22 protein-coding genes are annotated in these 26,006 nt (G+C 64.6%); 14 read left to right on the forward strand and 8 right to left on the reverse strand.

Annotation, left to right across the window (positions count from 1 at the left end):
* Positions 1-9: 9 nt before the first annotated feature.
* The 4 genes from N826_RS00495 to N826_RS00510 all read right to left on the reverse strand — a co-directional run bounded on the left by N826_RS00495 (position 10) and on the right by N826_RS00510 (position 5,529).
* On the reverse strand, positions 10-885 hold the full coding sequence (locus N826_RS00495) for a calcium-binding protein (RefSeq protein ID WP_044425375.1): 876 nt from the start codon (positions 883-885) through the stop codon (positions 10-12).
* 269 nt (positions 886-1,154) lie between these two features.
* The gene (locus tag N826_RS00500) at positions 1,155-2,411 is read right to left on the reverse strand and encodes a glycosyltransferase (RefSeq protein ID WP_044425376.1); all 1,257 of its coding nucleotides are present in this window, start codon (positions 2,409-2,411) and stop codon (positions 1,155-1,157) included.
* A 14-nt stretch (positions 2,412-2,425) separates the two neighbouring features.
* Positions 2,426-3,796, reverse strand: a complete 1,371-nt coding sequence (locus N826_RS00505) for an HlyD family type I secretion periplasmic adaptor subunit (protein ID WP_044425377.1) — start codon at positions 3,794-3,796, stop codon at positions 2,426-2,428.
* Positions 3,793-5,529: a type I secretion system permease/ATPase gene (locus N826_RS00510; protein ID WP_052830719.1), complete on the reverse strand. Its 1,737-nt coding sequence runs from the start codon at positions 5,527-5,529 to the stop codon at positions 3,793-3,795. The genes N826_RS00505 and N826_RS00510 overlap by 4 nt, the downstream gene beginning before the upstream one ends.
* 497 nt (positions 5,530-6,026) lie before the next feature.
* On the opposite strand from N826_RS00510, the gene galE reads away from it, so the two are divergent.
* From galE to N826_RS00535, 5 genes are all read left to right on the forward strand, one after another.
* Positions 6,027-7,052, forward strand: coding sequence for a UDP-glucose 4-epimerase GalE (galE, locus tag N826_RS00515; RefSeq protein ID WP_044425379.1), 1,026 nt, complete (start codon positions 6,027-6,029; stop codon positions 7,050-7,052).
* A 207-nt stretch (positions 7,053-7,259) separates the two neighbouring features.
* Positions 7,260-7,955, forward strand: a complete 696-nt coding sequence (locus N826_RS00520; RefSeq protein WP_308518100.1) for a MarR family transcriptional regulator — start codon at positions 7,260-7,262, stop codon at positions 7,953-7,955.
* A 53-nt stretch (positions 7,956-8,008) separates the two neighbouring features.
* Complete coding sequence (locus N826_RS00525) at positions 8,009-9,211, forward strand: DUF2336 domain-containing protein (protein ID WP_044425380.1); 1,203 nt, start codon at positions 8,009-8,011, stop codon at positions 9,209-9,211.
* Between the two features lie 120 nt (positions 9,212-9,331).
* On the forward strand, positions 9,332-10,021 hold the full coding sequence (locus N826_RS00530; RefSeq protein ID WP_044425381.1) for a gamma-glutamylcyclotransferase: 690 nt from the start codon (positions 9,332-9,334) through the stop codon (positions 10,019-10,021).
* Positions 10,022-10,140: 119 nt separating this feature from the next.
* A complete protein-coding gene (locus tag N826_RS00535) occupies positions 10,141-11,736 on the forward strand; it encodes a GMC oxidoreductase (RefSeq protein ID WP_044425382.1) in 1,596 nt (531 codons plus the stop codon).
* Here the strand turns inward: N826_RS00535 and N826_RS00540 are convergent.
* Positions 11,733-11,912, reverse strand: a complete 180-nt coding sequence (locus N826_RS00540) for a hypothetical protein (protein ID WP_044425383.1) — start codon at positions 11,910-11,912, stop codon at positions 11,733-11,735. The genes N826_RS00535 and N826_RS00540 overlap by 4 nt on opposite strands.
* 197 nt (positions 11,913-12,109) lie before the next feature.
* Here N826_RS00540 and N826_RS00545 point away from each other — a divergent pair, with 197 nt between their 5' ends.
* A complete protein-coding gene (locus N826_RS00545; RefSeq protein ID WP_044425811.1) occupies positions 12,110-14,596 on the forward strand; it encodes a cation:proton antiporter in 2,487 nt (828 codons plus the stop codon).
* A gap of 23 nt (positions 14,597-14,619) precedes the next feature.
* Here N826_RS00545 and N826_RS00550 read toward each other — a convergent pair whose 3' ends face one another.
* Positions 14,620-15,366 carry an SDR family oxidoreductase gene (locus N826_RS00550; protein ID WP_044425384.1) on the reverse strand — a complete coding sequence of 249 codons (747 nt, stop codon included), beginning with the start codon at positions 15,364-15,366 and terminating at the stop codon, positions 14,620-14,622.
* Positions 15,367-15,466: 100 nt separating this feature from the next.
* Complete coding sequence (locus N826_RS00555; RefSeq protein ID WP_169789266.1) at positions 15,467-16,423, reverse strand: helix-turn-helix transcriptional regulator; 957 nt, start codon at positions 16,421-16,423, stop codon at positions 15,467-15,469.
* Positions 16,424-16,571: 148 nt separating this feature from the next.
* Between N826_RS00555 and N826_RS00560 the strand changes: the two genes are divergently transcribed.
* The 5 genes from N826_RS00560 (at position 16,572) to N826_RS00580 (ending at position 19,822) form a co-directional block, all read left to right on the forward strand.
* The gene (locus tag N826_RS00560; RefSeq protein WP_044425386.1) at positions 16,572-17,129 is read left to right on the forward strand and encodes a YbhB/YbcL family Raf kinase inhibitor-like protein; all 558 of its coding nucleotides are present in this window, start codon (positions 16,572-16,574) and stop codon (positions 17,127-17,129) included.
* 173 nt (positions 17,130-17,302) lie between these two features.
* Complete coding sequence (locus N826_RS00565; RefSeq protein WP_147040077.1) at positions 17,303-17,485, forward strand: hypothetical protein; 183 nt, start codon at positions 17,303-17,305, stop codon at positions 17,483-17,485.
* Between the two features lie 101 nt (positions 17,486-17,586).
* Positions 17,587-18,771 (forward strand): acyltransferase family protein, encoded by a 1,185-nt coding sequence (locus N826_RS00570; protein WP_169789267.1) that lies wholly within the window; start codon positions 17,587-17,589, stop codon positions 18,769-18,771.
* 181 nt (positions 18,772-18,952) lie between these two features.
* Positions 18,953-19,408, forward strand: coding sequence for a hypothetical protein (locus N826_RS00575; RefSeq protein WP_044425388.1), 456 nt, complete (start codon positions 18,953-18,955; stop codon positions 19,406-19,408).
* 108 nt (positions 19,409-19,516) lie between these two features.
* Positions 19,517-19,822, forward strand: coding sequence for a hypothetical protein (locus N826_RS00580; RefSeq protein ID WP_044425389.1), 306 nt, complete (start codon positions 19,517-19,519; stop codon positions 19,820-19,822).
* 89 nt (positions 19,823-19,911) lie between these two features.
* Here the strand turns inward: N826_RS00580 and N826_RS00585 are convergent, their stop codons facing one another.
* Positions 19,912-23,640, reverse strand: coding sequence for a vitamin B12-dependent ribonucleotide reductase (locus tag N826_RS00585; protein ID WP_044425390.1), 3,729 nt, complete (start codon positions 23,638-23,640; stop codon positions 19,912-19,914).
* A 487-nt stretch (positions 23,641-24,127) separates the two neighbouring features.
* Here N826_RS00585 and N826_RS00590 point away from each other — a divergent pair, with 487 nt between their 5' ends.
* The 3 genes from N826_RS00590 (at position 24,128) to N826_RS00600 (ending at position 25,982) form a co-directional block, all read left to right on the forward strand.
* Positions 24,128-24,514, forward strand: a complete 387-nt coding sequence (locus tag N826_RS00590; RefSeq protein WP_044425391.1) for an NADH:ubiquinone oxidoreductase subunit NDUFA12 — start codon at positions 24,128-24,130, stop codon at positions 24,512-24,514.
* 50 nt (positions 24,515-24,564) lie between these two features.
* The gene (mlaD, locus tag N826_RS00595) at positions 24,565-25,134 is read left to right on the forward strand and encodes an outer membrane lipid asymmetry maintenance protein MlaD (protein WP_044425392.1); all 570 of its coding nucleotides are present in this window, start codon (positions 24,565-24,567) and stop codon (positions 25,132-25,134) included.
* Positions 25,135-25,208: 74 nt separating this feature from the next.
* Entirely contained in the window at positions 25,209-25,982 is a 774-nt protein-coding gene (locus tag N826_RS00600) for a class I SAM-dependent methyltransferase (RefSeq protein ID WP_147040075.1), read from the forward strand.
* The last annotated feature ends 24 nt before the right edge of the window (positions 25,983-26,006 follow it).

Raw genomic sequence — 26,006 nt, forward strand, 5'->3', positions numbered from 1 at the left:
GGGTGACCCTTAGCTGATCACGAAGAAGGCGTTGGGGTTGTTCTGGACGTCCTGGGCGTTGACGTTCATCAGCGTCACGGTGTCGCCGTTGCCCAGATCGATGACCGCGTTGCCGCCGACATCGAGGACGCGGGCCGCCACGTCGGCTGCGTTGCCGATGTCCAGGCCGTTGATGTTGCGGGCGATCTGGAGGACGTCGTCACCCTGCCTGAAGTCCATCACGACGTCCTGGCCGCCACCGCCGGTGAACACGAAGGTGTCGTTGCCCGCGCCGCCGAACAGCGTGTCGTTGCCGGCGCCGCCGTCGAGGATGTCGTTGCCGGGACCGCCGAAGAGGATGTCGTTGCCGGCGCCGCCGTTCAGCACATCGTCACCAGCGTCGCCACTGAGGATGTCGTTGCCGTCGCCACCGAGCAGCACGTCGTTCCCGGAGCCGCCGGAGAGGGTGTCGTTGCCGGCGCCGCCGTCGATCACGTCGTTGCCCGAACCGCCGGAGAGCACGTCGTTGCCGTCGCCGCCGAAGATCACGTCGTCGCCCGACCCGCCGTCGATGACGTCGTTTCCGTTGCCGCCCGACAGGATGTCGTTGCCGGCGCCGCCGGACAGGATGTCGTCGCCGTCGCCGCCATCCAGGATGTCGTTGCCGGCGCCGCCGCTCAGCACATCGTTGCCGGCCCCGCCGAACAGCATGTCGTTGCCGGCGCCGCCGTTGAGGATATCGTTGCCGTCTCCGCCGAACAGGAGGTCGTCGCCCACACCGCCGACGAGCGTGTCGTCGCCGCCTTCACCCATCAGCATGTCGTTTCCAGCTCCGCCGAAGATCACGTCGGCGCTGGACGTGCCAACGTGGAAATCGTCGTAAGCGCCACCGGGAAGGGTTGCCATGTCAGTGCCTCCTATAAAGGGATCAGCAAGTTGTTTCCGTTTCTTCGGTAAGGGGAAACTAACGCTGCAAGTGTTAACCGGAAGTTAAAAATCAGGGTGCAATGCAAAATCTTGAGTGACATTTATGAGTAACACACAAATTGTAGCAAGTAAACTGCTCAGTTTGAAGCTCGATTACTTTGAATGAGGGTTGCTTGATCATTCTAAAGCATTTCTGAATTCGAAGCATTTTTCCGCAAAAAGTCACAGGCAATCGTTTGCCCTGCCGATCAGGCAGAAGCGGCAAGTTGCAGGTGATGTTCTTCAGCCGGCTCGGCGCTTCCCGCGAGATGGCGGATCAGTTGGAGATGGCGGGGCAGCAGGTCTTTCAGGGCGAAGCGCTCGATGACCCGCTGCCGCGCCGCGAGCCGGATCGTTTCCATGGCGGCGCGCCGGTCGAGCCCGGACGCGATCTTCAACGCGATGTCGTCCGGCGAGAAGAAATCCACCAGCAACCCGTTGGTTCCGGGATCGATCACTTCGCGGACGGCGGCATTGTCGGCGCCGACCACGAGGCAGCCGGTCGAGAGCGCCTCCAGGATGGACCAGGATAGAACGAAGGGCACCGTCAGGTAGACATGGACGTCGGTTGCCCGCAGCATGTCGCGGTACACCGGGTAATCGAGCGGACCGACGAAATGAAGGCGCGGATGGTTCGCCAGCTCCGGCAGCTCCTCCAGCAGCATCTGCTTGTAGGTGCGGCCCCTGGGTGGCAGCCGGCTGTAGGACACCGTATCGTCGCCGCCAACGACGATGTGCAGGTCGGGGCGCTGTTTCAACAGGATGTCGGCGGCACGCATGAACTGCGGAAAGCCGCGATAGGGCTCCATCCCGCGCGTCGCGTAGGTCACGATTTCTCCGGCCCCTGACAGGTCGAGGCCGGGCAGCACCATCGGGGCGCCGGGCTTGGGCGAGAAGAAGTCTGTGTCGATGCCGTCATGCATCAGCGTCAGCTTGTTCTGGAAGGCCGGCGGGAACTGGCCGCGCTGGAACACCGTGGGGCAGAGGCCCCAGTCGCAGTTCGCCAGTTCCATCATGATGGAGGCGTTGCGGCTGCGGATGCGGCAGGCGTCGTCGGCGCTGACCGGGCCGTCCAGGTAATCTGCGTCGCTGCCCTTGGCATGATAGAACCACTCGAAATATCCGAGCAGCGGCGAGTCGGGGAAGGCGTCCTTGATGAACAGGCTGGGCCCGAACCCGGCATGCGAGCAGATCAGGTCCGGCACGAAGCCTTCCCGCTTCAGCCGCTCGCACAGCCGGTAGACGGCCTGGCCGTGCAGCACGGCGTCCTCGAACGGGCGGACATAGTGGTGGGTCGGCTGGTCGGCTGAACGCGCCGGCGTGAACACCCGCTTGTCCACTCCAGGGATGCTGCCGGTCCGACCCCTGGTGATGAAAACTACCTGATTGCGCGGGTTCGCGGCCAGGGCCGCCGCCACGTGCTGGTAGTGGCCGGGGAAGTGATTGTGCAGGAAAAGGATGCGCATGGTTCGCCGTCCGGTCATTCCTCTCGGAACGCCCGCCTCATGCTGTCGGTGATTGGGCTTAGGAAGTAATCGATCGCCCGCCGCTTGGCGTTGACCATGATGACTTCCGCGGGCATGCCGGGGATCATCTCCACATGGTGGAGCGACTTCAGGGACTCTTCGTCCAGCTTGACCCTGGCGGTGAAATAGGACTGGCCGGTCCGCTCGTCGGTCACCTGATCGGCGGCGACATAGGTCACGTGCCCGTCGATGATCGGGACCTTGCGCTGCTTGTAGGCGCTCAGCCGCACATTGGCGACCTGACCGATCCGCACGCTGTCTATGTCGGCCGGGCTGACCTGCGCCTCGACGACGAGATCGTCGTCCACCGGGACCAGATCCAGGATCGGGGCGCCGGCGCCGATCACGCCGCCCGGCGTGTAGAAGCGGATATCGGTCACCTTGCCATCCTGGGGCGAGACGATGTCCTTGCGGCTGACGACGTCGGTGGCGCCGCGCGACCGTTCGGTCATGTCGGCAAGGGTCGATTGCGTCTGCTGGAGCTGATCGGCGATCTCGGTCCGGCGGGTGTGCTTGAGGGCCAGGATCTCCAGCTCGGCGGCGGCGATCGCCTGCTCCGCCTGCGACTGGTTGGCGGCAAGCTCGCCGACGCGGCCTTTCAGCTCGGCCGAGAGACGCTGCATCTCCAGCAGGCGCGGGCGGCGTTCGTAGCCTTTCTCGAGCAGCGACCGGATCGTCGTCAGCTCTTCGTTGGTGTAGCGGAGACGGTCGGCGGTGGCGCTCTCCTGCGCTTTCAGCGCCACGATCTGTTCGCGCAACTGGTCGATCTTGCGGCGGTTGATCGCCAGCGAGCCGTCGTAGCCGTCCCAGCGCGCGGAGAACAGGCGCAGCTCCGTCGCCATCGCGTCCGCCGCGACGGGGTTGCGCTTGCCGGCGGCGATCAGGTCTTCCGGGTAGACCAGCGAACGCTGCTCCGCCTGCTCGGCGCGCAGCCGCGCCGCACGGGCTTGGGCGGTCCAGAGCTGGCTTTCGATCTGGCCGAGTTGGGCGTTGGCCATGGTCCCGTCCATCCGGAGCAGGACCTGTCCCGCCTTGACCAGATCGCCTTCCTTGACCAGCAACTCGGCCAGGATGCCGCCTTCAAGATGGGACACTGTCTTGCGGTGGCTGTTCGCGATGACGGTCCCTTGGGCGATGGCGGCGCTGCTGAGATCGGCCGTCATGGCCCATCCGAAGAAGCCGCCGAACCCGATCACGACGGCCGCGACGCCGGCGAGCATGGTATTGCGGAGCGACGGCTCGGCAGGCTCCGCTTCCAGCGTGACGGTCCAGACGGCGTCGTGGGGGCTTAGCTTGTGGGCTGGGTTGGTCAGGAGAGATGTCATGACGCCTGCTCCGTCTTGACGAGCCGGGCGACATTGGGCGCGGTCGCGACCTGTCGGGCGCCGGGCGGCGCCGACATCGCCTTGAGGACGTCGGCGCGGGCGCCGAACTGGTCGATCAGGCCGTCCTTCAGCACCAGCAGCTTGTCCACCGCCGCCACCACCGACGGGCGGTGCGCGATCAGGACGACGGTCGTCCTGGCGGCCTTCGCCTTGCCGATGGCGGTCAGCAGCGCCTGTTCGCCGGCGTTGTCGAGATTGGAGTTGGGTTCGTCCAGCACCAGCAGGCGCGGGTTGCCGAACAGCGCCCTGGCGAGGCCGATGCGCTGGCGCTGGCCGCCGCTGAGGCTGTAGGCGGTGTCGCCGACATGGGTGTCGTAGCCGAATGGCAGGCGGCCGATCATCTCGTGGACATCGGCCATCTTGGCGGCGTGGACGACGTCGGCGGGGCTGGCGTCCTTCATGCGGGAGATGTTTTCCCGGATCGTGCCGTCGAGCAGCGAGACGTTCTGCGGCAGGTAGCCGACATTGACGCCGAAGCTTTCCCGTTCCCACAGGAAGGTGCTGTGGCCGTCGAGATAGATGCCGCCGGCGGTCGGCTCCCAGATGCCGACCAGCAGGCGGGCCAATGTCGATTTTCCGGCGGCGGAGGGACCGATGATGCCGAGGGTTTCGCCGGGTTCCAGCGAGAAGGAAATGCCCTTGAGGACGGGACGGTCGACCCCGGGCGGCAGATAGACGAGGCGGTCGATCGTCAGCCGGCCGTCCGGCCGGGGCAGGGGCATGCTCTGGCGGCGGCTCTGCGCCGTGTTGAGGAGGTCGCGGACGCGGCGGAACGCGGACAGGGCGAACACCCATTGCCGCCAGCCGTCGATCAGCTGCTCGAACGGCTGGAGCATGCGGCCCATCAGGATGCCGGCCGCCATGGCGCTGCCGGGGGAGGCCTCGCGGTCGATCACCAGCACGGCCGCCGCCGAGATCATGGCGATCTGGAGGATCAGCCGAAGGGCGCGGGACGCGGCGCTCAGCGCTTTGGCGGCGCTGTTTCCCCGGTTGAGCAGGTCGATCATATGGTACTGGCTGCGCTGCCACCGCTTGGCGACCGCCGGCAGCATGCCCATCGCCTCGATCACCTCGGCATTGCGGACGGTCGAGGCGATGTCGCTGAAGGAGCGAGCGGCGGCTTCGTTGGCCTGGGCCAACGGGCGGCGCGTCAGCACGTCGGTCAGAATGCTCATCAGGAACAGGAAGGCGGCGGCGCCCAGCGCCAGCCAGCCGTAGACCGTGTGCAGCAGGAACAGCACGATCAGGAACAGGGGCACCCACATCAACTCCAGCGGCACCGTGATGGCGCTGCCGGTGACGAACGACCGCAGGTCGTTCAGGTCGCGGATGGCCTGCGTCGAATTCTTCGAGGTGCCGTGCAGGGTGTCGATGACGGCGGCTTCGAGGGTCGGGACGTTGAGCCGGCGGCCGATCACGTCACCCATGATGAGGAAGACGCGCGTCCGGATGAAGTCGAGGACGGCATAAAGCATCAGTCCGCCGACCGCGACGATGGCCAGCATGATCAGCGTATCGGTGCTGCGGCTGGTCATGACGCGGTCGTAGACCTGCATCGTGTAGAGCGGCACGATCAACATGAGCAGGTTCACGAAACAGCTCAGCACTGCGGTAAAAACCATGCCCCTGCTGAGATGCCGCAGCGTGCTGCGGAAGAGTGCGTGGTCAGTCATGATAGGGAACAAGCTCCGGAACGTGCCGTGATTGTTCCTAAATATTGAGGCTATTCGTTAAACGGCGGTTAATCCGTGTGCACCTGCAAAATTGGATTAGTGCATAGGAAAAATCGATTGAGTTATTTGTTCGAATTTCAAAGCATAATGCTTTCGTAAAAAGCGATAAATCTGTGACATCGCCGGCGGCGCGTGTCTGTCTTCGGCTTCCTTGAACCGTTTGGAAATGCTGCTGTTTTCGAAACAGTTCTTGCCCAGTTTGAAAGCAAGTCAAACCCGGTTTTCACGCAATAAACAGCGCTATACTCGGGTATGGTATTTAAGCCAATTAACTGATGAGTAATAATCGATCTGTAATTCTGATACTCAACGGAGTCCGGAACCAACCGGCTCCAGAGTTTCCCGCATCATGACACGCCGAAATCACCGCGGAGCTGCGGCCACATCCCGCCGGGTGTTTCTGGATTTTTTCCGAGCGTGTCTATCAGGAGCTTTACATGCCTCATCAGAAAACAGTCCTGGTCACCGGCGGCGCCGGTTTCGTCGGCAGCCACTGCGTCGCCGAGCTGATCGCACGCCAGTACAATGTGGTCGTGTTCGACAATCTCCAGCAAGGTCATCGCGCCGCTGTTCCGGCCGAGGCGGAGTTAGTCGAAGGCGACCTTGCCAGCCATGCGGCCCTCGCACGCCTGTTCAGCACCTTCCGGTTCGACGCCATCCTGCACTTCGCATCGAACTCCCTGGTCGGCGAGTCGATGCGCAATCCGCACCTGTACCTCTACGACAACGTCGTCAATGCGCTGAACCTTATCCAGGCCGCGACCGAGAACGGCGTGTCCAAGTTCGTCCTGTCGTCCACCGCCAACCTGTTCGGCATGCCCGACCGGATGCCGATCGACGAGAACACCGAGATCGATCCCGGCAGCCCGTACGGCGAGTCCAAGTTCATGATCGAGCGGATCCTGCACTGGGCGGACAAGGTCCACGGCATGCGCTCGGCCTGCCTGCGGTATTTCAACGCAGCCGGCGCCCATCCCGACGGTCACCTGGGCGAGGACCACGATCCGGAAACGCACCTGATCCCGCTGGTTCTCGATGTCGCCGCCGGGAAACGATCGCATATCGAGATATTCGGCGAGGACTATCCGACCCACGACGGTACCTGCATCCGCGACTACATCCATGTTTCCGATCTGGCGGACGCCCATGTCAGGGTGCTCGCCATGCTCGATCACAAGAGCTGCCGCTACAACCTTGGAAATGGGCGGGGCTACACCGTTCGGGAGGTCATCGAGACGGCGGCACGGGTCACCGGACGCGACATCGCGGTCAAGACAGGGCCGCGCCGCCCAGGAGATCCGCCGGTTCTGATCGCATCGAGCGACCGCGTGCGCAAGGACCTGGGATGGGACCCGCGCTTTCCCGACCTGGAGACGATCATCTGCCACGCCTGGGACTGGCGTTGCCGCAATCCCGACGGTTATGCCAGTCATATGACGCGTGAGCTGGTCGGTGCTTCCTAGAACGGTAGGTACGCGGGCATTTACCGTTCTTTTACAACTCTCAGCAATGGTAAGTATCGAAAGTATGAGCGGTTAACTTTGTCGGGGACGGGAAAAGAGTGAGCGGGAGCGTCGCATTAAAAAAAGTATCCAATACCGCGATATCGTCCCGCTCGATTTGCCGCCGGCTGGAAGTCGCCGGGAACTTCCGGCGGCATTAGACTGCGAGTGAAGCTTTATTGCCTCGACGAGGAATACATCGTGCCCAACAACGGACTTGCCTTGAAGCACGGCGGACAGCCGGCTCAGCCGGGAAAGGTAACCCATGACGTCCCATCGATCCCAGACCGCATCGATTATCCACTGCGCGGCACGGGGGAGGGCGGCATGACCGGCCTTTCCCGAATGGAACCAGATATTGCCGACCATGGTGACGACCCCAGGCCGGGCCGCGCTTCCGGCACGGCGATCTATCACGACATCGCCCGCATCGTGGAACGGATGCACCGCCGTTTCCTCGATGTGGTCCGGGTGGAGTTGGGGCGTGTCGGGATCGACGACATCAGCCCCGTCCAGGTGCTGATGCTGATGAACATCGGCACCGAGGAGCTGTCGGTGCGCGACCTGATGGAGCGCGGCTACTATCTCGGCTCCAACGCATCGTACAACCTGAAGCAGTTGGTGGAGACCGGCTACGTCGATCGCGCGCCGTCCCTGCGGGACCGCCGGTCAGCACGGCTGCGCCTGTCGGAGAAGGGCATGAGCCTGTGCGGCGAGTTGCGGCGGCTGGAAGCGACCCAGGCGGATGCGCTGATCCGTACCGATGACGACAGCGGCGATTTCGATGTCACCTACCGTACGCTGCGCAAGCTCGAGCGGGCCTGGAGCGACATCATCCGCTACGACGGCCGGGAATTCGACTGACCGTCCAGCGTCCGATCGCGGCGACCGATCGTCTGGCTCAGGGAAGAAATGAGATGACCGCCACCGCCACCTCCTGCGCGTTGAGCCATTCCGACGTTCATCGTCTGCTGTCGGACCACTCGGCCGATGCGCGTATCGAGACTCTGACGAAGCTGGTTTCCAGCCTGGAAGGGGACACGCTGGCCGGGCCGGAAAGGGAGATCGCCACCGACATCCTCCATCGCTTCGCCGCCGACGCCGAGGCGGCCGTGAGGGAGGCCGTCGCGTGGCAGCTCCACAACAGCGCACTGCTGACCGACGCCCTGGCGACCAAGCTGGCACGGGATATCGGCAGGGTGGCGTTCCCGGTGCTGCGCAACACCAAGCGGCTGAGCGACGAGTTCCTGTTGCAGGTGATTGCGGAGCGCGACGCCGAGAAGCATATGGCGATCGCAAGCCGCTGGAACGTCTCGCCCCGGCTTGCCGACGCCATCGTCGAAACCGCCAACATCAAAGTGATCGCCTGCCTGCTGGGCAATGGCGGCGCGCGGATTGCCGACCCGACCCTGCACAAGGCACTGGACCGCTACGGCCACCTGAGCGTGGTCAACAAGCCGATGGCCGAGCGCGAGAGCCTATCGCTGCCGGTGGTCGAGAAGCTTGTCGCCTATGTCTCGGAGGACATCCGCAGCAACCTTGTCGAACGGCACCACCTGTCGCCCGTCCTGGTCGCGGAACTGCTGAAGCGCGGACGGGAAGCCGCCACCATGCTTCTGCTCAAGCCGCTCGCCGGCAATCTGGACGAGCTGGAAGTGGTGGTCCGGCATCTCGACCGTGACGCGCGCCTGACACCCTCGCTGATGCTGAGGGCACTCTGCGCCGGCGATGTCGAACTGTTCACGACGGGGCTGGCTGTCCGGGCGATGGTCGCGACGGAGAATGCCCGGCTGCTGATCTGGGACGACGGTCCGCTCGGGCTTCGGGCGATCTTCGAGAAGGCGCGTTTCCCAATCGCCCTGCTGCCGCCGTTCCGGGTCGCGATCGATGTCGTCAAGGAAACCGGTTACGACGGCGGCGCCGGCGGCACCGGGGACGGACGACACGACTACCAAGTCATGGCGCTGGCGCGTGTTTTCGAGGACTGCGGCGCCATCGAGGATCGGCTGGTGGACGACCTGCTGCTTCAGCTGTTCGATCAGAAATCGGACGAGGTGATCGACGCGGCCATGACGCAGGCGGGCATGCCGTTCCACCCGATTCGCGCCGTCCACCGATAGACGCTGTACCGCAGGCGCGAAAAACGCGATCTTATGGGGCGGTCAGGCCATGGCAGGTGTTCATGGCCGCCCGCGATCCTCATATGCGGCTATTACCGCCAGCGATATAGACCAAGGTTCATGCCTTACCAGGATTGCGACAGACATACCCCCCTGACCCGTGAAGAACTGCTCGACCACGACCGCCGCCGGATGATGCTGGAGGCGTATCCCTGGATGAAGGTGTGGAGCGACGAACAGCTCGACCGTTCGTTGGCCCAAACGATGCGCAAGCATCCGGACGGGGCCGACGTTTGGGTTTTCGCCTATGGCAGCCTGATCTGGAATCCGACCTTCGCCTTTGCGGAGCGCCGTGTCGCCCATATCCGGGGATATCACCGGAGGTTCTGCCTGCGCGCCGACATGGGGCGGGGCACGCTTGAATGTCCGGGCCTGTTCCTGGGCCTCGACCGCGGCGGGCAGTGCGCCGGCGTCATCTTCCGCATCCCGGCCGAACAGGCCAGCCACGAACTGACGCTGCTGTGGCGGCGCGAGATGCTGACCGGCGCCTATATTCCGCGCTGGCTGAAAGCCAGGACCGAGAGCGGAACGGTGCCCGCCATCGCGATGACGATCAACCGGAGCTATTCGCGCTATGTCGGCGACTGGGACGAAGACCGCATGATCCAGGCGATCGCGACCGCCGAAGGACGTTTCGGCCGCTGCTCCGACTACCTGTTCAACACCCTCGAGCATTTGACCGAAATGGGACTGCGCGACAGCATGCTGGAGCGGACGGCCGCAGGGGTACGCCAATTTCTTGACAGATAGCGTCGCGCGTTTGCCACACCTCCGAAAGAGGGGTGGACATACAGGCGGCTCAACTACTTATCTGATCTCATGCACCCGATTGGGCATTCCCGCAAAACGGTATCTGGTTAAGTCCCCTAATGATCACAGACGCGCGCAACCTGCCCGACGGGGCGGTGGTCGAGGCAGATATCTGCATTGTCGGCGCCGGCGCTGCCGGAATCACCCTTGCGATAGAGCTTCTCGGGCATGGTTTCCGCGTTGCTTTGCTGGAAAGCGGCGGGCTCGATTTCGAGGACGATATCCAGTCGCTGAACAACGGAGACTGCGTCAGCGAGCACAAGGTCGACCTGACATGGACCCGTCTGCGCTATTTCGGCGGCACGACCGGCCATTGGGGCGGCAACTGCGCGCCGCTGGATGCGCACGACTTCCAGGAACGTTCCTGGGTGCCCGACAGCGGCTGGCCGTTCGGCAAGGAGGAGTTGGCGGAATTTTATCCCCGCGCGCACCGGTATTGCGAATTGCCGTCGGACAACTACGAGCCCGGCTACTGGGCGGAGGTGTCCGATCAGTTCCATGCCAGCCGTATTCCGGTCAGCGGCGATCAGATAGGCGAAAAGATTTTTCTGAAGAGTCCGCCGACCCGGTTCGGCGATACCTATCGCGCCGCACTCACCAACCCCGGCAACCAGTGCACGGTCTTTCTGCATGCGAACGTCGTGGAAATCGAAACCGACGGTGACGCGACGCATGTTGAAGCACTGCTGACACGCGACCTGGACGGCAGAAGCCGCCGGTTCAAGGCGAAGAAGTTCATCCTCGCCAGCGGGATCGAGAACGCCCGGCTGCTGCTGCTGTCGGACAGGCTGCGTCCCAACGGGCTTGGCAACGACCATGACATGGTCGGCCGCTACTTCATGGCCCATACGACGATCCGGACGGGCCGCGCCCTGCTGTCGGTGCCGAAGGGAACGGCGCGGTTCTACGGGCTGGACAGCTGGGCGTCGCGCTTCGAGACGGGAGGCGCTCCCTTCGTCAACGCGCTTCAGCCTTCCTGGGAGGCACAGCAGCGCGAAGGGATGCTGAACAGCGTCGTCTTCTTCGACGAGACCTACGAGGGGGAGCACGCCCCCGGCTTCGTGGCGCTGAGACACATCGTCAAGCAGGTCATCCAGGGCCGGGTGCCCGACAACCTACGGACCGAACTGGGAAAGGTCTTCGGGGATCTCGACTCGGTCGCCAAGGCGCTTTATGCGCGGGCGACCGGCAACAGCAGTTACCGCGTCCTGGAACTGCGCTATTTCGCCGAGCAGGCGCCCAACCGCAACAGCAGGGTCACGCTGGGTATGGACCGCGACGTGCTGGGGCAGCGCAAGATGGTGCTGGACTGGCAGCTTCAGGACATCGACAAGCACACCATCCTGCGCACCCAGCAGCTGATCGCGAGGGAATTCGGACGGCTGGGAGCCGGCCGGCTTCAGGTGGACTTCGAGAATGAGACCGATCCGTGGCCGGCAGGCATCGATTCGTCGGCCCATTTCATGGGGACGACACGGATGCACGGCGACCCCAGGCATGGCGTGGTCGACGAGAACTGCCGGGTCCACGGCATCGCCAACCTTTATGTCGCCGGCGGCTCGGTGTTCCCAACCGCCGGTGCTACTATGGTCACGATGAACATCGTCGCGCTCGCGGTCCGGCTGGCCGATCACCTGATCGCCAAGCCCGCTTAGTCCGAAATCGGGTATGTGACGACATCGACGGCGGCGCCGGCCACCGTAGCCGCCGCCGATCCGGCGGCCGATACCGCCCCCACGGTGGCCCCCACTGTGGCCCCCACTGTGGCCCCGACCAGGCCGCAGCCTGAAAGAACCGCTAGCAGGCAAAGCAATGCGGCGGAACGGAGCATGAATGTGCTATCCTGGTAATAGGCCGGTACCTATTGGGTGCCGTCGCTACTTCCTTTGATGCACCATTCGGCGACGGGCCACAAGAGCGTCATGATCCGTCTGCAAACTGTCGCAGGTGCCCGGCAACGGGATAAGCAATCATGACGACCAACAGACCGTCCCTTGTTGGTTCGCCGCATTTTCGGGTTTCAGGCTCTTGCACGACCTCATCATCTTCATCCTGATCATCAGCGCTCTCCTGGTGGTCGCCAGCCTGCTCCAGCCCCTGGCGGAACGGCTGAGGCTCCCCCATTCCGTCCTGCTTGCGGCGGTCGGCGTCGCCATCGCCGCGGCCTCGGTGACGCTGCTGCAGGTGAGGGGGGTACCGATGCTGCGGGAAGCGGCAGAGGCGGTTTCGGGCCTGTCGTTCAATTCCTCCACTTATATCCTGGTCTTCCTGCCGGCACTGCTGTTCCAGGCAGCCCTGACGATCGACGTCCGCCGGATGATGGAAGACGCGGCCCCCATCCTGCTGCTGGCCGTCGTCGCGGTGTTCGTGGCGACGGCCGTGATCGGGCTGGCGCTGTGGCCGCTGGCGGGAGTCCCCCTGGTTGTCTGCCTGCTGCTCGGATCGATCGTCGCGACCACCGACCCGGCGGCGGTCGTCGCCATCTTCCGCGACATCGGGGCGCCGGCAAGGCTGGTCCGGCTGGTCGAGGGCGAAAGCCTGCTGAACGACGCCGCCGCCATCGCGATCTTCTACGTCCTGCTGGAAATCATCACGTCGGGAGACGAGCCCGACCTGCTGATGGGCGCCTGGGACCTGGCGATGGACCTTGGCGGCGGCACCCTGCTGGGCATCGTCGGCGCCCGGCTGGGCGTGGCCATGATCCCGCTGCTGCGCGGGCGGCGCACGGCCGAAGTGACCCTGACGCTGGCCCTGCCTTATCTGGTCTTCGTTTCCGGCGACCACTTCCTCGGCGTCTCCGGCGTGGTCGCCGTGGCGGTTGCCGGCCTGGTTTTCGGCGCGGGCAGCCGGTCGCGGCTGTCGCCGTCGGGCTGGGCCTATCTGGACGCGGTGTGGGAACAGGTGGCGTTCCTGGCGGGGTCGCTGGTCTTCATCCTGGCGGCCCTGATGGTGCCGAAACTGCTGGGGACGGTAAGCCTGCACGACGGCCTGCTGCTCCTGGTGCTGGTGGCGGCGGCGCTGGTCGCACGCGCCCTGGTGCTGTTCCTGCTGCTGCCGCCGCTGACGCTGCTGAAGCTGAGCGCCAAGATCAGCAACTCCTACAAGCTCGTGCTGACCTGGGGCGGCCTGCGCGGTGCCGTCACCCTGGCGCTGGCCCTGTCGGTGACGGAGGCGCGCGGGATCGGCGGAGAGGACCAGCGGATCGTCACGGTGCTGGCGACCGGCTTCGTCCTGTTCACCCTGTTCATCAACGGGACGACGCTGCGTCCCGTCATCAAGCTGCTGGGGCTGAACCGGCTGTCGCCGCTCAATCAGGCGATCCGCAACCAGGTGCTGGCGCTGTCGCTTGCCGACGTGCGCGATTCGGTTCAGCAGACCGCCACCGAGTACGAGTTTCCGCCGACCGTGGCGCGGGCTGTGCAGAAACCCTACGACGCCCGCATCCAGGAAGTCACCTCCGCCGGCAGCCTGGAGGAGCAGATTTCGGACCGCGATCGGATCGTCCTGGGCCTGATCGCGCTGGCCAACCGGGAGCGTCAGCTCGTGCTGGAGCACCATGGACTTCAAACGGTCTCCGGCGACATCATCGAAGGGTTGCTGCGCAATGCCGGCGAGATCTACGACGGCGCCAGGACGGCGGGGCGCATCGGCTACAACCGGGCGGCCCGCAAGATCCTCCGGCTGCCCCGGGCTTTCCGGTTCGCCTATGCGCTTCATCGCTGGGCGGGTATCGAAAGGCCGCTGGCCCGTCAGGTCGCCAAGCGGTTCGACAAGTTCCTGGTCCGCCGGCTGGTGCTGGAGGAGCTGATCCGCTTCAACAGCCGCAACCTCAAGCCGCTGCTCGGCGTCCGCGTGGCCGAGCTATTGGGAGAAGTGCTGAGCGGGCGTCTGGACGCCTCGACCAAGGCGCTGGACGCGCTTGGGCTGCAATATCCGGAATATGCGGAGGCGCTGAGCCAGCGCTTCCTCCGCAAGCTGGCCTTGCGCCGGGAAATGGTGCATTTCGAAAGCCTGTTCGAGGATGGGCTGATCGGCCAGGAACTGTTCGAGGACCTGCGGCGCGGCGTCGATGCCCGTCAGAAGGAAGCGGAGCGCAGGCCCAAGCTGGACCTGAAGCTGGACAAGGTCGCGCTGATCGCCCAAGTCCCGCTGTTCAACACGCTGGCTCCGGACGAGTTGAAGCGGCTGGCTCGCGTGCTGCGGTCGCGGCTGGCCTTGCCGGACCAGACCTTCATCCGCACCGGCGACCGCGGCACGGCGATGTATTTCATCTCGTCGGGCGCGGTCGAGGTGGTGTTGCCGGATCGCCGCATCCGGCTGGGGCGCGGCGACTTCTTCGGCGAGATGGCGCTGATCGACGGCGGTCCGCGCCGCGCCGACGTGGTGGCGCTGACCTATTGCACGCTGCTTGAACTGCGCTCCGGCGACTTCGAGAAGTTCCTGAAGGCCAACCCGGATATCAGCGGGCGGATCGACGAGGTGGCCCAGGAACGCGGGGTGAAGCGGGTGGCATAAGCCGCCCCTTCATCGTGGTCGCATCACCGTCCGCCCGATACCGGAATGAAGGCCCCGGCGACATAGGACGACTGTTCCGACAGCAGCCAGACTATCGCCTGGGCGACTTCCTCCGCCTTGCCGGTGCGCGCTTGGGGCACGCCGCCGACCAGCCGTTCCAGCCGGCCAGGGATGCCGCTGGCGTCGTGGATCTCGGTCTCGATCAGGCCGGGATTGACGGCGTTGACCCGGATTCCCTCTGGAGCCAGCTCCTTCGACAGACCAATGGTGAAGCTGTCGATGGCGCCCTTGCTGGCGGCGTAGTGGACGAACTCGTTGGGAGAGCCCAGCGCCGAGGCGCGAGACGAGACGTTGACGATGACGCCGCCCGGGCCGCCGCGGCTCTTCGCCATGCGGCGGGCCGCCTCGCGGGCGCATAGGAAAGGCCCGACCACGTTCAGGGTCATCACCGAACTGACGGTTTCGGCAGTAAGGTCCATCAGCTTGCCGGCGGGACCGGTGATGCCGGCGTTGTTGACCAGACCGGTAACGGTCCCGAGCTGATCGTCCACCGTAGCGAACAGGCGCAGGATGTCGCCTTCGCTCGCCATGTCACCCTGGACCGTGATCGCCCGCACGCCCTGCTGGCGGGCACCGGCGGCGACGGATTCCGCCTTTTCCCGGTCGCGGACATAGTTGACGCACACGTCCCATCCCGCCTTGGCCGCCAGATCGACCGTCGCGGCCCCGATACCCCGGCTGCCGCCGGTCACGATGAGAATTCCGGCCATCGTTTCCATTCCCCTAGTAATGTCTATTGGATTGGCGCGCAGCATGCCTCCGGTATGACCACTTGTAAATGCACCGCAGCACTCGGCACTCGACCGGCGCTCAGGGGGAGGAGGCGGCGGTGCCTGACCGGGAACCGGCGGCCGCCGCAATCAGCCCATGTGGCGACGCGCCATGGGCGGAGCGGAACGAGGCGGCGAAATGCGAGCGGGAGGAATAGCCGCACGCTGCCGCGATAGCTGCGATGTTGCGCTCACCGTCCTCGATCATGGCGCGGGCTCGGCGCATCCGCTCATCGGTGAGGATATGGCGCAGCGAGGTCCCCTCGTCGGCAAGGCGGCGGCGCAGGGTGGCGGAACTGACGCCCAGCAAGCGGGCAAGGTCGTGGGCGCGCCAGGAATCCATCGGGGCCAGCGCTATGTGATGACGGGCACGCTCCGAAAAGGTCGCTCCTGCATGTATCCGCATGATGGCCGGCAGGTGGCCGATCAGCAGCAGGATTTCCATGACCCGGTGTTCGGCAAGGCTGGCATCCAAGTCGGTGCGGCTCAGCGCCATGGCGGCATGGGAGATGGTGTCGACGGCCTGGGGCGTCAGGTCGATGCCCGGATCGTGCGGCTTGCGCGTCGACACGGCCACGGCCTTGCCCCGGCGCGGATGCGCTTGGGCGACCCGCCGCACCAGATCGCGCGGGAGGGTGATGAAGACGGCACGGTAGCGGCCCGATGCTTCGTCTGGCCGGTTGACGATGTCGAACGACTGCCCGGCGGGCAGGACGAACGGCTCGCCGGGATGGAACTCGAACATGTCGCCTGCGAGGTGGACCTCCTTGATGCCGTCCAGGACGACGATCAGCGCCGGTTCGTTGATCGTCATGTCGCGGATCGTTTCCACCGCGCGGGCGTGATACGTGGCGAGCTTGGTGATCGGCGTGCCGCCGTTCGGTCCGGCGAATTGGCTGTCATCGCCGCCTTGGAGGCTGCCGGCGATGCGCCGGCGCAGCTCGGCGGCGAGCGGTCGGGGCGGGATGCCGGCGTCGATAGCAGAGCGGCTGGCCATGGGGAGGCTCGTTCGGTCGTGGGCGTCCGTCATGATAGCGCAGTTCGGGATCATCATTGAGCGTTTTAGGACCATTTCCGCCTGTCCCCACTGGCATCTTGACGCAGCGAAACGGTCGTAACGATCAAGTGGATGACGGGGAAGATCGATGATGTTGAAAGCTGCGGCGACCGGCCTGTTGCTGGCTGGATTCATGAACGGACCGGCTCTGGCGGGGGACTTCGCGGTCACCAGCCCGAGCCTGTCCGACGGAGCGACGATCGGCGATAAGCATCTCTTTGCCGGTTTCGGATGCACGGGCGGCAACAAGTCGCCCGCGCTGGCATGGACGGAGGCGCCCGCCGATGCGAAGAGCTTCGCCGTGACCGTCTACGATCCGGATGCACCGACCGGCAGCGGCTGGTGGCACTGGGTCGTCTTCAACATTCCTGCCGGCACGGCGGAACTGAAGGAAGGGGCCGGCGACCCCAAGGGAACATCGCTGCCGGCCGGCAGCGTGCAGAGCGTGACCGATTTCGGCCAGCCCGGCTTTGGCGGTCCATGCCCGCCGGCGGGCGACAAGCCGCACCGCTACATCTTCACGGTTCATGCGCTGAAGCTGGAAAAGCTGCCGTTGGAGACCGGCGCATCCGGGGCGATGGTCGGGTTCTTCCTGGGTCAGAACACGATAGCCAAGGCGTCGGTAACCGGCATCTACGGGCGCTGATCTCAAATGGGGACGGGGAACCGCACGTCCCAAACGAAGTACCCGCCTTCCCGCCGAATTTCCCCATCTGGAAATCTGGCGGGAGACGGCTGAAAGTTGTTTTAAGACTATAGTTGACGATACGCGCGGAGCGACCGCGATCGTTAAAATATCCCTAAGTTGCAATGGATGGCATGCAGGTCTGGATTTACGGCTATCGACACAGTCTGGCTGTGCTGGGGCTGGAAGCGCTCGGCGCTCCCAGGCTGAGCACGTGCCTGCGTCTGGTGTCCGGCCTGATCGGCTGCCTTCAGGCGCTTGATGCGCCTGTCATCGGATATCGCGGCCAGCGCAGGCTGGCGGGGTCGCCGCCCTGAACCAAGGATTCGAGCGTAAGCCGCAGAGTTTCGCGGGCTTCCGCTTGTTCATCCGTCCCTGAAGTTTGGGTTTGTGGTTCTCGGTTCTCCCGGAGAAACAGGTGCGTTTTCAGTCGCTCGACAGCTGGCGAGGGCTTTGCGCCGTCCTCGTCGCGCTGCTTCACTACCATGCCGCATGGCATCTTTATGATTTCCCGCTGATTCGGAACAGCTATCTGTTCGTAGACTTCTTCTTCGTACTCAGCGGCTTCGTGATCGCGCACGCCTATGGACACCGGATCGGCGATCTGACGGATTTCGGCCGGTTCGTCGTTCTGCGGTTCGGCAGGCTCTGGCCGCTTCACGCAACGGTGCTTGGGCTTTTCCTGGTGGTTGAGCTGGCGGCATTCGCCCTCGAGCCGTGGCTCGGCGGAACCTATCCGCGGCCACCCTTCACCGAGTCCCGATCCGTCTTTGCGATCCTGACCAACATCCTGATGGTCCATTCTCTTGGTTTTCACCCCGATGTGACCTGGAACTTCCCGAGCTGGTCTATCAGCGTCGAATTCTACACATATCTCGTCTTCGCAACCGTTCTGCTGGTGCTGCCCCGCTACCGGATCGCAGCCTCGGTGGCGTTGATCCTCTTCGCCGTGGTGGTGCTGGTGATGATCGGACCCGGATCGATGGACGTCACCGTCCACTACGGGATCTTCCGCTGTCTGGCCGGCTTCTTCCTGGGTTGCCTGGCGTTTCGCGCCTACCGGGCGACTACGGCACGGTTGGGCCGAGGCGGGACGATGCCCAGGGCCGATCTGGTGGAAGCGGCCTGCATGGTGCTGGTGCTCGCCTTCATCGCGGTTGCGGGAACGGGGCCGCTGTCGTTCCTGGCTCCCCTGGTCTTCACGGTTGCGGTCTACGTCTTCGCGTTCGAGGGCGGCGTGGTGTCCCGGTTCATGAAGCACCCGATACTGCTCCGACTCGGAGCGCTTTCCTACTCGATCTACATGGTCCATGCCTTCGTCCTGCTGATCCTGGAAAATTTGGCCTCCATCGCCGGCAAGCTGCTGGGTGTGCCGCTGGAGACGGTGCGGACCGTCAACGGCAGCCGGATCGGCCTGCTGGACTTCGGCAATCCCTGGATCATGGACGGCTTGGCGCTCGTCTATCTGGCGGCGGTGATCGCCTTGGCGTCGCTGACCTACAGATACGTCGAAGTCCCTGGCTACGAAGCCGCCAAGCGCTTCGTGAACCGGAGGGGACAGGGGGTGCCACGGCTGCCGGGCCGTGCGATCTCGCGTAACTGAAAGCAGGTAAATGGACTGGTCAGGATTGGGTTTGATTTCACGACTAGCCCATTCGTCACCGGTTCCCGTCCAATTGGATTGCAGTGCCGCTATACCTCATTGCCCGTGCCACCTCGCCGATTTTGGGGATAGTCGCGGGACACGTCCGAATACAGGGGCGGGGCAATATGAGGAAACCGATATGGCGTTGAAAAGGAATTTGGCGGTTCTGGCCGTTACGATCATGATCGCCGGCTGCGCTTCGCAGCAGCAGGGAGCAGAGACCGCTTCGGGAGCGTCCTCCGCCGGTTCTGCGGCTTCGTCCAACTCCAATGTGCGGACGGTCAAGTCGCGGGACGGCTCCTTCGAGGGCGAGATGGTCGGCACGCCGGCTGCCAGGAGCAAGTTCGCCAAGCTTCAGATCGGCATGACGATGAGGGAGGTTTCCGGCCTGATCGGAGCGCCGGACGACATGATCCGCCATGAGACGGGAAAGCGCTGGATTCCCTTTTACTTCGGCAACGATGCGCAGCGATTGCAGGTCATCTACAAGGGCGAAGGCTGCCTGACCTATACGGGAGGCAACGTCTTCGGCGGAGGCGACAGCGAGTTGATCCGGATTACGGCGGCCCCTCAAGGCGGCTGCCTGGACACCTGAGGGCGTGTGTGCGGCCTGCCTCCTTATTTATGGGTAGGGTGATGCCGGTCACAGGGGATACCGTGGAGCCGGCGCATCTTGTGCGTGTCCTATCCACGAGGCGCTTAGATGACGATCAAGTTAGGTGCTGTTTCCCTGCTGGCCGGCTGCATCCTGGTGTCGGCCTGCACCATGAACCATGGGGAGCGGCGCGCCGCGACCGGCGGTGCGCTGGGCGCGGGTGCCGGCGCCGCGGGAGGCTACATGCTCGGCTACGATCCTCTCGGCGGCGCCCTTGTCGGAGGCATCGGCGGCGCGCTGCTCGGCGCGCTGACCACGCCCGACAGGGGCGGACGAGAGGTCCATCATCACTATCGCCGTGATAACGGCCACCATCACGGCCACAAGAAGCGGTGGCGCCGTGACTACGACTGAGGTCTTGCAGCCGGGTTGAAAAGAAAGGCGCGAGGGATTGCCCCCTCGCGCCTTTCCCATTCCGGACTATTTTTCAGCTCAGATGCGGCTTAGCTGCATCCGGTCGTCGAGCCGCAGGTGTCGCATTTCATGCAGGTGCCGTTGCGGACCAGCGTCATGTTCCCGCACTCGCCGCAGGGGTCACCCTCGTAGCCCTTGGCGCGGGCTTCGCGGATTCGCTCCATACGCTCGTCCGGCGCGGGAGACGAAGCGACGGCGACCGCTACGGCCGGCTGCGACTCGGCCGGTGACAGGGCGCGAGCGGTTGCCTCGCCGCCGCCGGCGTAGGCGGTGGCCTGGGCGCCCGCCGCTACCGCCATCGCAGCCACGGCGCGGGTGGACTGGCCGCCGGGTAGGACGCGAAGGTTCGACCGGACATAGCCCTTGCTCGCCACCTTCTGGACCGCGTCGAGCGTGTCCTTGGTGAAGCGGTCGGCCGCAGGCGGCAGGTTGCCCTCGCCGTCGCCGGTGCCGAGGCTGTCCGGGAACAGGTCGTCCGGAGTCGCATGCGACAGGTCGGTGCGCTGAAGGTAGCTGATCGCCAGTTCACGGAAGATGTAGTCGATCACCGAGGTCGCCATCTTGATCGCGTCGTTGCCCTGGACGGGACCCGACGGCTCGAAACGGACGAAGGTGAAGGCCTCCACGAACTCTTCCAGCGGCACGCCGTACTGAAGGCCGATCGAGATCGCAATGGCGAAGTTGTTCATCAGCGACCGGAAGGCGGCGCCTTCCTTGTGCATGTCGATGAAGATCTCGCCCAGGCGGCCGTCCTCATACTCGCCGGTCCGCAGGTAGACCTTGTGACCGCCGACGACGGCCTTCTGGGTGTAGCCCTTGCGGCGGTGCGGCAGCTTCTCGCGCTCGGCCTTCTCGCGCATCCGCTCGATGACCTTCTCGACGATCCGCTCGGCGACCATCGGGGCACGCTGGGCCGGGGGCGCGTCGATGATGGCCTGGACGGTATCGCTCTCCTCTGACTCGTCGACGCCTTCCAGGATGCTGCTGGACAGCGGCTGGCTGAGCTTGGAGCCGTCGCGGTACAGCGCGTTCGCCTTGGTGCCGAGGCGCCAGGACAGCATATAGGCGTCCTTGCACTGCTCGACCGTCGCGGCGTTCGGCATGTTGATGGTCTTGGAGATGGCACCCGAGATGAACGGCTGGGCCGCCGCCATCATGTGGATGTGGCTCTCGGTCGAGAGATAGCGCTTGCCGATCCGGCCGCAGGGATTGGCGCAGTCGAACACCGACAGATGCTCGTCCTTCAGGAAGGGAGCGCCTTCCAGCGTCATGGCGCCGCAGCAATAGGTATTGGCCGCGTCGATGTCGGCGCGGGAGAAGCCCAGATGCGCCAGCATGTCGAAGCCGAAATCGTCCAGCGCCGCAGCCGGGATGCCCAGCACCTCGGTGCAGAACTCGACGCCCAGCGACCACTTGTTGAAGGCGAACTTGATGTCGAAGGCGTTGCCGAGGCTCTGCTCGATCGTCTTCAGGGTTTCTTCGGTAAAGCCTTTCGCCATCAGCGCCGCATGGTTGACGCCGGGGGCGGTCTTCAGCGTGCCGTGGCCGACGGCATAGCGCTCCATCTCGCCGATCTGCTCCGGCGTATAGCCGAGCTTGGCAAGGGCTTCCGGAACGACCCGGTTGATGATCTTGAAGTAGCCGCCGCCGGCCAGCTTCTTGAACTTCACCAGGGCGAAGTCCGGTTCGATGCCGGTGGTGTCGCAGTCCATCACCAGACCGATGGTGCCGGTCGGGGCGATCACCGTGGACTGAGCGTTGCGGAAACCGTACAGCTCGCCCAGTTCCAGGGCGTTGTCCCAGGCGCGGCGGGCCGCTGCGACCAGATCCTGATCGGGGCACTGCTCGGCCTTGATGGCGACCGGCAGGACCGACAGGCCCTCGTAGTTCTCCGTCGTGCCGTGAGCGGCGCGGCGGTGATTGCGGATGACCCGCAGCATGTGGTCGCGGTTGACGTCGTAGGCCGGGAAGGTCCCGAGTTCCTGCGCCATCTCGGCCGAGGTGGCATAGGACACGCCGGTCATGACGGCGGTGATGGCGCCGCACAGGGCGCGGCCTTCATCGCTGTCATAGGACAGGCCGGCTGCCATCAGCAGGCCGCCGAGATTGGCGTAGCCGAGGCCGAGGGTGCGGAATTCGTAGCTGAGCTGGGCGATTTCCTTGGACGGGAACTGCGCCATCAGCACGGAGATTTCCAGGACGACGGTCCACAGCCGGCAGGCATGCTCGAACGACTCGATGTCGAACTGGCCATCCGGACGACGGAAGGTCATCAGGTTCAGGGACGCCAGATTGCAGGCCGTGTCGTCCAGGAACATGTATTCCGAGCACGGGTTCGACGCGTTGATCCGGCCAGAAGCGGGGCAGGTGTGCCATTCGTTGATGGTGGTGTCGAACTGCACCCCCGGATCGGCGCAGGCCCAGGCGGCTTCGCCGATCTTTTCCCACAGGTCGCGGGCCTTCAGGGTCTTGTGGACGTTGCCGTCGGTGCGGCGGATCAGCTGCCAGTCGGCGTCGTCCAGCACGGCTTCGATGAAGTCGTTGGAGATGCGGACCGAGTTGTTGGAGTTCTGGCCCGAAACGGTCAGGTAGGCTTCCGAGTCCCAGTCCGTGTCGTAGGTCTTGAACTTGATCGAGGTATAGCCCTGGCCAGCGAACTGGATCACGCGCTGGACGTAGTTCTCCGGGATCATGTCCTTGCGGGCGGCCACGATCGCCTTCTTAAGCGCCTTGTTCTCCTTGGGGTCGAGGCGCTTGGGATCGGTCGGGGAGAAGCCTTCGGTGGCTGCCAGCATGACCGCGTTCATGTGGCGCGACGCCAGCTTGGAACCGGCGACCAAGGCCGCGACCTTCTGCTCTTCCGTGACCTTCCAGTCGATATAGGCTTCGATGTCCGGGTGATCGAGATCGACCGTGACCATCTTGGCGGCGCGGCGGGTGGTGCCACCCGACTTGATGGCGCCGGCGGCGCGGTCGCCGATCTTCAGGAAGCTCATCAGGCCGGAGGACCGGCCGCCGCCCGACAGCTTCTCGCCGTCGCCCCGGACCTTGGAGAAGTTGGAACCGGTGCCGGAACCGTACTTGAACAGGCGCGCCTCCCGCACCCACAAGTCCATGATGCCGCCGTCGCCGACCAGATCGTCGCGAACACCCTGGATGAAGCAGGCGTGGGGCTGCGGGTGCTCATAGGCCGACTCGGACGCGGTCAGCTCGCCGGTGCGGAAATCGACGTAGTAGTGGCCCTGTGCCGGGCCGTCGATGCCGTAGGCCCAGTGCAGGCCGGTGTTGAACCACTGCGGGCTGTTGGGGGCCGCCATCTGGCGGCACAGCATGTAGCGCATCTCGTCGAAGAAGGCGCGGGCGTCCGACTCGGAGTCGAAATAGCCGCCGTGCCAGCCCCAGTAGGTCCAGGTGCCGGCCAGACGGTCGAAGACCTGACGGGCCGACGTCTCGCCGACCTTGCGGCTTTCCTTCGAGACGCGCTTCAGCGCGTCCTCGTCGGCGATCTTGCGCCACAGCCAGCTGGGGACGGTGTTTTCCTCGACCGCCTTCAGGACGGCCGGAATGCCGGCCTTGCGGAAATACTTCTGCGCCAGGATATCGCAGGCGACCTGGCTCCAATCGGCCGGGACATCGACGTTGGCGAGCTGGAAAACGACCGAACCATCGGGATTGCGAATCTCGCTGGTGGTGGTGCGGAATTCGATGCCGTCATAGGCGTCCCGTCCTTCGGTCGTAAAGCGTCGCTCAATCCGCATCTCAGTAATCCCTGTTTAGCTTGGCGCTGTGTCAGCCCGATCTCGATCCCTGCACCGGCTTGCGGCCTGGATGAGAGGCCGACCTTGTCGCAGCGCCGTTGGAGCAACGGGCCGCGATATCCTGTGCTTGGTGACGGAGTGTGCCACAAGTTCTGGTACAGGCAACAAGATTTTGGGGTTGACGTTCCACCCGGCACCAAATCGTGTGTGCCGGTGTGCTCGGGGAGCCACTGAATCGTCATGTCGGGGGGAATGTGGAAGACAGCGTAGCGGGCTGCCGGGGCTGCGTAAACCCATTGACAGGGGGGCGCGGAATCATGCGATTGGGCCTCCCGATTCGCGGATCGCCAGAGCAGCCTATCGGAGGGCGTTCCGTTATTCCGCGGCATTTGCGCTGTCCGGCTGGACGCGGACAAACCCAGGTGCCATATTCCGCCCCGACGAAAAAGTACGTAAATGGGGTTCGTCCCCGTGTCAGCGAGCGGCCATGAAAGAACGTATCTCCTTCAACACGTATATGTCGAACTTGCAAATCCGCCTGTTCACGTGGCGCCGCGGCGAGCTGGTCGGCACCGACCCGTTCGGCAACACGTACTATCGTGACAAGAAGGCGACCGGCCAGCGCGAACGCCGGTGGGTGCTCTACAACGGCGAGCCGGAAGCTTCCAAAGTTCCGCCGGAATGGCATGGCTGGCTGCACCACACGGTGAAGGAGCCGCTGAAGGAAGGCAGCGCCTTCCATAAGTCCTGGCAGAAGCCCCATTTGCCCAACGCAACCGGCAGCCTGACGGCGTACCGGCCGCCAGGACACACGCTGGAGGGCGGCGTGCGGGAGCGCGCCACCGGCGACTACGAACCCTGGACGCCGAGCTGACCGGCCGTCGGCGCCGGACCGGACCAGGGTTATCCACCGAGGGATTTTGAATGCGCAGGAATACCATTGAAACCGTGCTCGGCGGTGTCGTCATCGTCGTGGCGGGTTTCTTTTTGGTCTTTGCCTATACCAGCGCCGACCTGAGACGTGTCGATGGCTACGAGGTCACGGCCAACTTCTCCAGTGTCGGAGGTCTGCAAAGCGGCAGCGACGTGCGCATCAGCGGCGTCAAGGTAGGTACCGTCACGAGTCAGACGCTCGATCCCAGCACCTATCTTGCCGTCGTCCACATGTCGATCGATCCCAGCATCAAGCTGCCCAAGGACACCGTGGCGGTGATCGCGAGCGAAAGCCTGCTGGGCGGCAAGTACATGTCGCTCCAGCCCGGTGGCGATCCCGACGAGATCCAGCCGGGCGGCCGGATCGACTTCACGCAGTCCACTCCGGGCCTGGAGCAGCTGCTGGGACAGGTGATCTTCAGTATGCAGCAGGGTGGCCAGCCGAGCACGCAGCAGGGTGGCGGGCAGCAAGGCGATGGGCAGCAGGGGCAGCCTCCCCAGCCGGCGACGCCTCCTGCGGCACAGGGCGGCGCCGCTCCCGGCGGACTGCTCGGAAACTGAGGTTCGGAAACCGACGCCGGCGGTCTGCTGTTCGCACCTATGTCCAATCATAGATCAGGCGGGAGAGCGGACCCATGAGCATACCAACCGGAGAGCCGTCCCAGAAATGGGACTCCCACGGCTATGCCGAAAATGCACGATTCGTCGCCGATCTCGGCATGCCGGTGGTCGACCTGCTGGCTCCCAGGCCTGGGGAACGCGTCCTGGACCTTGGATGCGGCGACGGCGCCCTGACCGAGAAGCTGGCCGCCGCCGGCTGCGCCGTGGTGGGCGCCGATTCCAGCGCCGACCTGATCCGGGCGGCGCTGGCACGCAATCTCGATGCCCGCCTGATGAACGGCGAGGCGTTGGATTTCGACGGCGAATTCGACGCCGTGTTCTCCAATGCCGCCCTGCACTGGATGCTCCAGCCGGATAAGGTCATCGAGGGCGTCTACCGGGCCTTGAAGCCAGGCGGCCGGTTCGTCGGTGAGTTCGGCGGCGCCGGCAATGTCTTGACGATCGCCTCGGCGCTGGAGACGGCGTTGAACCGGCGCGGGATCGACGGCAAGGCTGCCAACCCATGGTATTTTCCAACCGCCGAAGACTATGCGGCGAAGCTGGCGGCGCACGGCTTCCGCGTGCGCTCGGCGGAACTTATCGAAAGGCCGACGCCGCTGCCGACCGGAATGGCGGGCTGGCTCGCGACTTTCGCCGGAGCCTTTCTCGCCAGGGTCCCGGTCAGCGAGCACGGGGCTCTGCTGAACGAGGTTCTGATCGAAATCTCGCCCGTCCTGATGAAACCGGACGGCACATGGTATGCCGATTACATCCGCCTCCGGTTCGCGGCGGAAAAGCCGGCTGTTTGATGGGGCAGGGTATTGGCGGAACAG

The sequence above is a fragment of the Skermanella aerolata KACC 11604 genome (assembly GCF_000936425.1).
In the GTDB taxonomy this organism is placed as follows: Bacteria; Pseudomonadota; Alphaproteobacteria; order Azospirillales; family Azospirillaceae; genus Skermanella; species Skermanella aerolata.